This window comes from Streptomyces sp. NPDC057638, assembly GCF_042800315.1.
In the GTDB taxonomy this organism is placed as follows: Bacteria; Actinomycetota; Actinomycetes; order Streptomycetales; family Streptomycetaceae; genus Streptomyces.
On record NZ_JBHVHF010000435.1, the window covers coordinates 1 to 5103 of the forward strand.

Genomic DNA, 5103 nt, shown 5'->3' on the forward strand with positions numbered 1-5103 from the left:
CCCCCACCGTGGCGGCCACCGCCGAGCCCGGCCGGCTGCTGCTGACCATCAGCGGCGCCGAGAACACCTGGATCCGGGGCGTGCTGCTGGAGTGTCCCCCCAGCGGCCCCGGCCAGCACCCCGATCCCCCGGGGGCCTGTGCCGATCTCGCGGCCGCGGACGGCGACCTCGACGCGCTCCGGGGCGACCCGCATCCGTGCACCCTGGAGTACGCGCCCGTCGTCGCCACCGCTGACGGCACCTTCCGGGGCCGGAGGATCTCCTGGCGGAAGGAGTTCGCCAGTGCCTGCCGCCTGGACGCGGTGAACGGACGCCTCCACCGCTTCTGAACCGGACCGGTCCCGGCCCGGCGGCTGGTGTTCCTCCTCAACGGGGTCGACCCCGTATGTCAGCGGGTGAGGACGACCGCGGACGTCAGTAGGTGTGAGCGACCCCGTGGGTCGCCACGATCCCTCCGGACGCATGACCGGAGTGGATGTTGAAGGGGTTGCCCGAGAGGTGCTTGAGCTTCAGGGTGACACGAGCCTCGGTACAGGCGCCCCACTCGGTGCGGTTGAGGCGGAGGGTGTTGGTGACGGTCAGATGGTGCTTGGCGGTGGAGAGGGGCCAGACGCCGACGGCGCTCTTGATCACGGGGCCACAGGTCTCCCCGGTGGGTGTCTGCGGCTGCGCTTCGATCCAGCTCTCCAGCGTGGTTCCGTCATACGCCGTGGAACCGCCCGCGCAGATGGACGAGTTGACCGGACAGGTACTGATGGCCGCGTCCTGGATCACGGCGACACTGTGCTGGGGACCGGTGGGGGCGATGGTGTAGCCGAGGGTGGTCGCGGTCTCTCCCCGGCCCACCACGCGGTCACCGGCGGGAAGGGTCCACCGGGCGGTGTTCGGGTAGGCCACACGGGCCAGTTCGGCCCCGGCGGCGACCTGCATCCGCTCGGTCCGGCCGCCGGAGATGATGCTGGAGTAGCTGGTGACGGAGAGCACGCAGGTGTACGCACCCGTCGCGGGCGCCTGGAAGGCCCAGCGGACGCTCGGGGTCACGGCCCTCTCCCCCGGGGGCACGAGATTGCTCGCCCAGTAGGCACCGGCCTCGACCCCGGCCGGGAGGGCGACGCCATCGGCGTGACGGCAGCGGATGGCGAGGGTGTTGCCGATGTTGTCACCCGCCTGGAGGGTGGATCCCGGGACGGGCGACAGGGAGACGTTCCGCGTCCACAGGACCGAGCGCTCTCCGGCCAGGGCGTCGAAGGTGATCTCCGTACCCGGTATGTCGTGGTACGGATCGGCCCTCCGCGTCACCTCGTACGAGAAGACCCCCGAGGCGGCGACGGCCGGGGTGGTGACCGCCGCCGGTACGACGGCCGCCGCCAGCCCGAGGACGGCGGCCCCGGCACGCGCCCATCTCGCTAACCACATAGTGCTCTTGAGTCCCATCATTATCTTCTCCCTCTCACGACACATGGACGGCGGAGTGTAACAACAGCGAGGCCACCCGCCCAGGTCGCCGACGCCACCCGTCCCGTGCCTCCCCGCCCACCCCCGCCATCGCGGATCCCCGCCGCTGGCTAGCCTTCTCCGTACCGCCGTGGAATCAGCCCCCTTCCAGGCGATCCACACACGCTCTCCAGGGCGATCCGGCACGATCCTCGAAGAGGTGAGGCCACCTCACGGGGCGGGCGGAGGGCACGGCATGGGGCAGAGGAGATCGGCGGCGGGGCGAGGCAACGGTTCGGACGTCACGCGCTGGCTCTGTCTGAGTCTGTACGAACGCCTCCCGCCCGCCCTGGCGGTCCGGCCCGCCACCCGCCGCCATGGCCGTCACGCCCGGACCGGGTACACCCTGACGGACCGTCCGCGGCTGCCCGGGGGCGAGACGGCGGCGGCGTGGCTCGTCGACGAGGTACTGCGGTCCCCCCGGGGACCGGTCCCCTCCTACGGCTTCGACCTGATACCGGTGCTCGCCCACGCGCTGTGGGTGCGACGGCTGCGAGTGATCCGCCGGGCCGGGACGCTCGCGGTACTGGCGCTGGTCGTCACGCTCTTCCCGCAGGCGTCCGCCCTCTGGGCCGCCGTCCTGCTGACCGCCTGGCCGCTGGGCCCGGCCGGGCGGGGCCTGCCGGTCCTCACGGCCCTGGTCTGCCTGATCGCGATACCCACCCGGCCGGACGCGGTGTGGCCCGCCCAGATGCTCCTCGCCGGGGCGGCCGCCGGTCTCGGGCTGTATGGGGTCCATCTGCTCGACCACGCCCTGGCCAGGTCACTCGCCAGAACCCTGCGCGACGCGCCCGACCCCCGCCCACCGCTCCCCCCGCTCACCACGGCCCAGCGCCGTCTCCTGGCCGCCGTCGACGCGGCCCAGCACGACACCGAGCTGCCCTACGACGCCGGGGGCCGCTTCATCGGCGCGGGCGGGGAGGCGCGCGCCGTCGGTGATCTGCGAGTCTCCCTGCGTCCCCGGTACGGCGCGCCGCTCGTACGGCCGCTGGACGGGGCGGAGTTGCTGGGGCACATGGCCGCCGCGCTGGGCGTGGGCCACGAGGACGGGTCCGGCCCCGGTCACCGTCCGCCCGGTTTCTCGGTCACGGAGGTCCGGGCGCGGCCGGTGGAGGTGTGGCGGGGCCCGCGGGGCACGGCCACCGGGCTCCGCGGGCGCGGCGCGGAACGGCCCTGTCTGCGGGTCCAGTACGCCAGCGCGGACGGACAGGTGGTGGTCACGGTCGTGCTGCACGCCGCCCGTCGGGGCGACCAGCTCCGGCTGACCCTGTACCCGCAGGTCCTGACGCCGCTCCACCCCCTGCTGGATCCCGCCCTGCCGCGCCGGTCCGTGGCCGTCACCGCCGCCCTGGGCCTGCGCGAGCTGTCCCGGATCCTCGTGCGGCGGCCGGGCGACGGCCCGGACGGCGTGCTGCCCGGCACCGGACCGTCCAGTCTGCGCGAGGCGTACTCGCTGCCCGGGGAGGGCGGCCGGTACCGGCGCGCCGACGCCGACCGGCTGATCCTCCTGACCCACACCCGCGCGCTCGCCGCGGTCGAACGGCTGCTGGAGGAGCGGGGGTTCGTGACGGAGGAGTTCCATGAGGCCGCGCGGGCCGTCGTCACCCGGGTGGGGATCTCCGGCGGGATCCCCGGCTGAGACGGGGCGCGTCGCCCGTCCGCCGATCCGTCGGTAACGATCGCCTCCGCCGGACCACTACCTCATGACAGAGGAGAACCGGAGGGACGGAGGTGCGGGCGGTGGCAGATGAAGCGGACCGCTTCACCACGATGTACGACGCCTGCCGCGGTCGGGTGTGGGCCTATGTGGTCAGCCGGGCCGGGCGGCAGATCGCCGACGAGGTGGTGAGCGAGACCTTCGCCATCGCCTGGCGGCGCTGGGCGGAGGTGCCTCAGGCACCGCTGCCGTGGCTGCTGGGCGTGGCCCGCAATGTGCTGCGGGACACGGTACGGGCGGAGGTGAGACGGGAGTCCCTGACGGCCGAACTGCGTGACTGGAACCAGCGGGCCCCGCACGGGGACGCGGCGGATATCGCCGACGACGTGGCCGACCGCACGGCGCTGCTCGCGGCGCTGGCCACCCTGCCCGAGGACGACCGCGAGGTGCTGATCCTCGCGGCCTGGCACGGGCTCACCCCCGCCGAGGCGGCCCGGGTGGTCGGCTGCTCGGCGGCCGCCATGCGGGTGCGGCTGCACCGTGCCCGCAAGCGGCTGACCCGTGCGGTGGACGCGGCCGCTCCGCCCGCGCGCACCAGGGCCGTCCGGAACATCCGGGTACGAGAGGAAGTGTGAGAGCCATGGATCACGAGCGCGATGTCCTGCGGCGGCTGGCCGCCGCCCGGCCCGCCCATCTCGATGGCGGCGAACCCGTCGACCCCGAGCTCCGGGCGAGGGAGCTGGCCAGGGCCATGACCCCGGCGACAGGCGGTACGGGCGAGCGGACCAGCCCGGGTCTGGTCCGGCCCCGTACCCCGCAGTGGCTGCGGCCGCGCTGGGGGGTGGGGCTGATGTCCGCCGCCGCGGCGACCGCCGTGGCGGTGACCCTGCTGCCGTCGGGCGGCGGCTCCGGCGGGGCGGGTGACCCGGGCACGGCCACACCGTCCCACGACGCCACCGCGCGGGAGTTCCTGCTGGCGGCGGCGGCACGGACGGAGAAGACAGGAGAGCGGGGGAAGGGAGCCTACTGGTACCAGAAGGAGCGCAGGGGAACGCTCCACAGCATCGCCGGTGAGGGCGGTAAGCCCGGCTATGCCATCGATGACCGCCAGGACGATCAGGAGTGGCTCCACCGGGACCACCGGCGCTGGTCGCGGGGGACCGATCTGGGCGCCCGTCCGGCGTCCGAGCGGGACGCCCGCGCCTGGCGCGACTCGGGGTCGCCCCGCTCCTGGCCGGGGCTGCCGGAGGTCCGCTACGACGCGGAGGGGGTCACCTCGCAGGACGCGCCCGGCGGTGGCGTCGATGTCGTGCCGATGGGCGATCTGCGGGTCAAGGACCTCGCCTCGCTGCCCACGGAGGGCAAGGCCCTGCTGAAGCGGCTGATCGAGCTGGCCGACGCCGAGTTCAACGCTCCGCCGGACCAGCTGCGGGAACTGGCCGTACGCAAGGCGGTCGAGCTGGCGCTCAGCCTGCCCGCCGGACCCGAACTGCGCGCCGCCGCCTACCGGCTGCTCGCCGACGAACCCGGGGTCCGGGCCCTGGGGACGGTCGAGGACCGCTCCGGGCGTGAGGGGCACGGGATCGCGTTCCCGAGCCCGGAGACCGGCACGGAACTGCGGATCGTGCTCGACCGGACGACGGGGGCGCCGCTGGGCACGCTGGGCGTCGCCACCGCCGACCAGCCCGGTGCCCGTAAGGGCCAGGTGCTCCAGTACACCGTCGTCGTGCACGCCGCCTGGACCGACACCCCGCCGCCGTTCGACAAGGATCTCGAACTGCCCCGGGACGCCGTCCCGTACGACCCGGACGAGGACCCCGACGCCCAGAAGAAGGACGCGGAGAGGAGGAAGGCCGGCTGAGACCGGCCCCGGAACGGCCCGGTGTCCCCGGGGACGGCCCGCGAGGGTCCGGCGGGGCACCGGGCTCTGCCCGGTCCGGTGCGGCCCGCAC

Annotated in this window: 5 protein-coding genes; 4 read left to right on the plus strand and 1 reads right to left on the minus strand. The window is 74.3% G+C overall.

The genetic code is table 11. From position 1 onward, the window contains the following. On the plus strand, positions 1 to 329 hold a 329-nt coding region (locus ACFVIM_RS32685; RefSeq protein ID WP_384309273.1), incomplete at its 5' end, for an SSI family serine proteinase inhibitor. Between the two features lie 85 nt (positions 330 to 414). On the opposite strand, the gene ACFVIM_RS32690 is transcribed toward ACFVIM_RS32685, so the two are convergent. Further along, positions 415 to 1416 (minus strand): hypothetical protein, encoded by a 1002-nt coding sequence (locus tag ACFVIM_RS32690; RefSeq protein ID WP_384309275.1) that lies wholly within the window; start codon positions 1414 to 1416, stop codon positions 415 to 417. Between the two features lie 274 nt (positions 1417 to 1690). On the opposite strand from ACFVIM_RS32690, the gene ACFVIM_RS32695 reads away from it, so the two are divergent. From ACFVIM_RS32695 to ACFVIM_RS32705, 3 genes are all read left to right on the plus strand, one after another. Then, positions 1691 to 3133 (plus strand): hypothetical protein, encoded by a 1443-nt coding sequence (locus ACFVIM_RS32695; protein WP_384309277.1) that lies wholly within the window; start codon positions 1691 to 1693, stop codon positions 3131 to 3133. Between the two features lie 101 nt (positions 3134 to 3234). Then, a complete protein-coding gene (locus ACFVIM_RS32700) occupies positions 3235 to 3786 on the plus strand; it encodes an RNA polymerase sigma factor (protein ID WP_384309279.1) in 552 nt (183 codons plus the stop codon). Positions 3787 to 3791: 5 nt separating this feature from the next. Further along, the gene (locus tag ACFVIM_RS32705; protein ID WP_384309281.1) at positions 3792 to 5012 is read left to right on the plus strand and encodes a CU044_5270 family protein; all 1221 of its coding nucleotides are present in this window, start codon (positions 3792 to 3794) and stop codon (positions 5010 to 5012) included. The last annotated feature ends 91 nt before the right edge of the window (positions 5013 to 5103 follow it).

Coding starts and splice junctions, on each gene's coding strand:
- ACFVIM_RS32690 (WP_384309275.1), bottom strand. CDS start 1,416: ATGTGGTTAGCGAGATGGGCGCGTGCCGGGGCCGCCGTCCTCGGGCTG.
- ACFVIM_RS32695 (WP_384309277.1), top strand. CDS start 1,691: ATGGGGCAGAGGAGATCGGCGGCGGGGCGAGGCAACGGTTCGGACGTC.
- ACFVIM_RS32705 (WP_384309281.1), top strand. CDS start 3,792: ATGGATCACGAGCGCGATGTCCTGCGGCGGCTGGCCGCCGCCCGGCCC.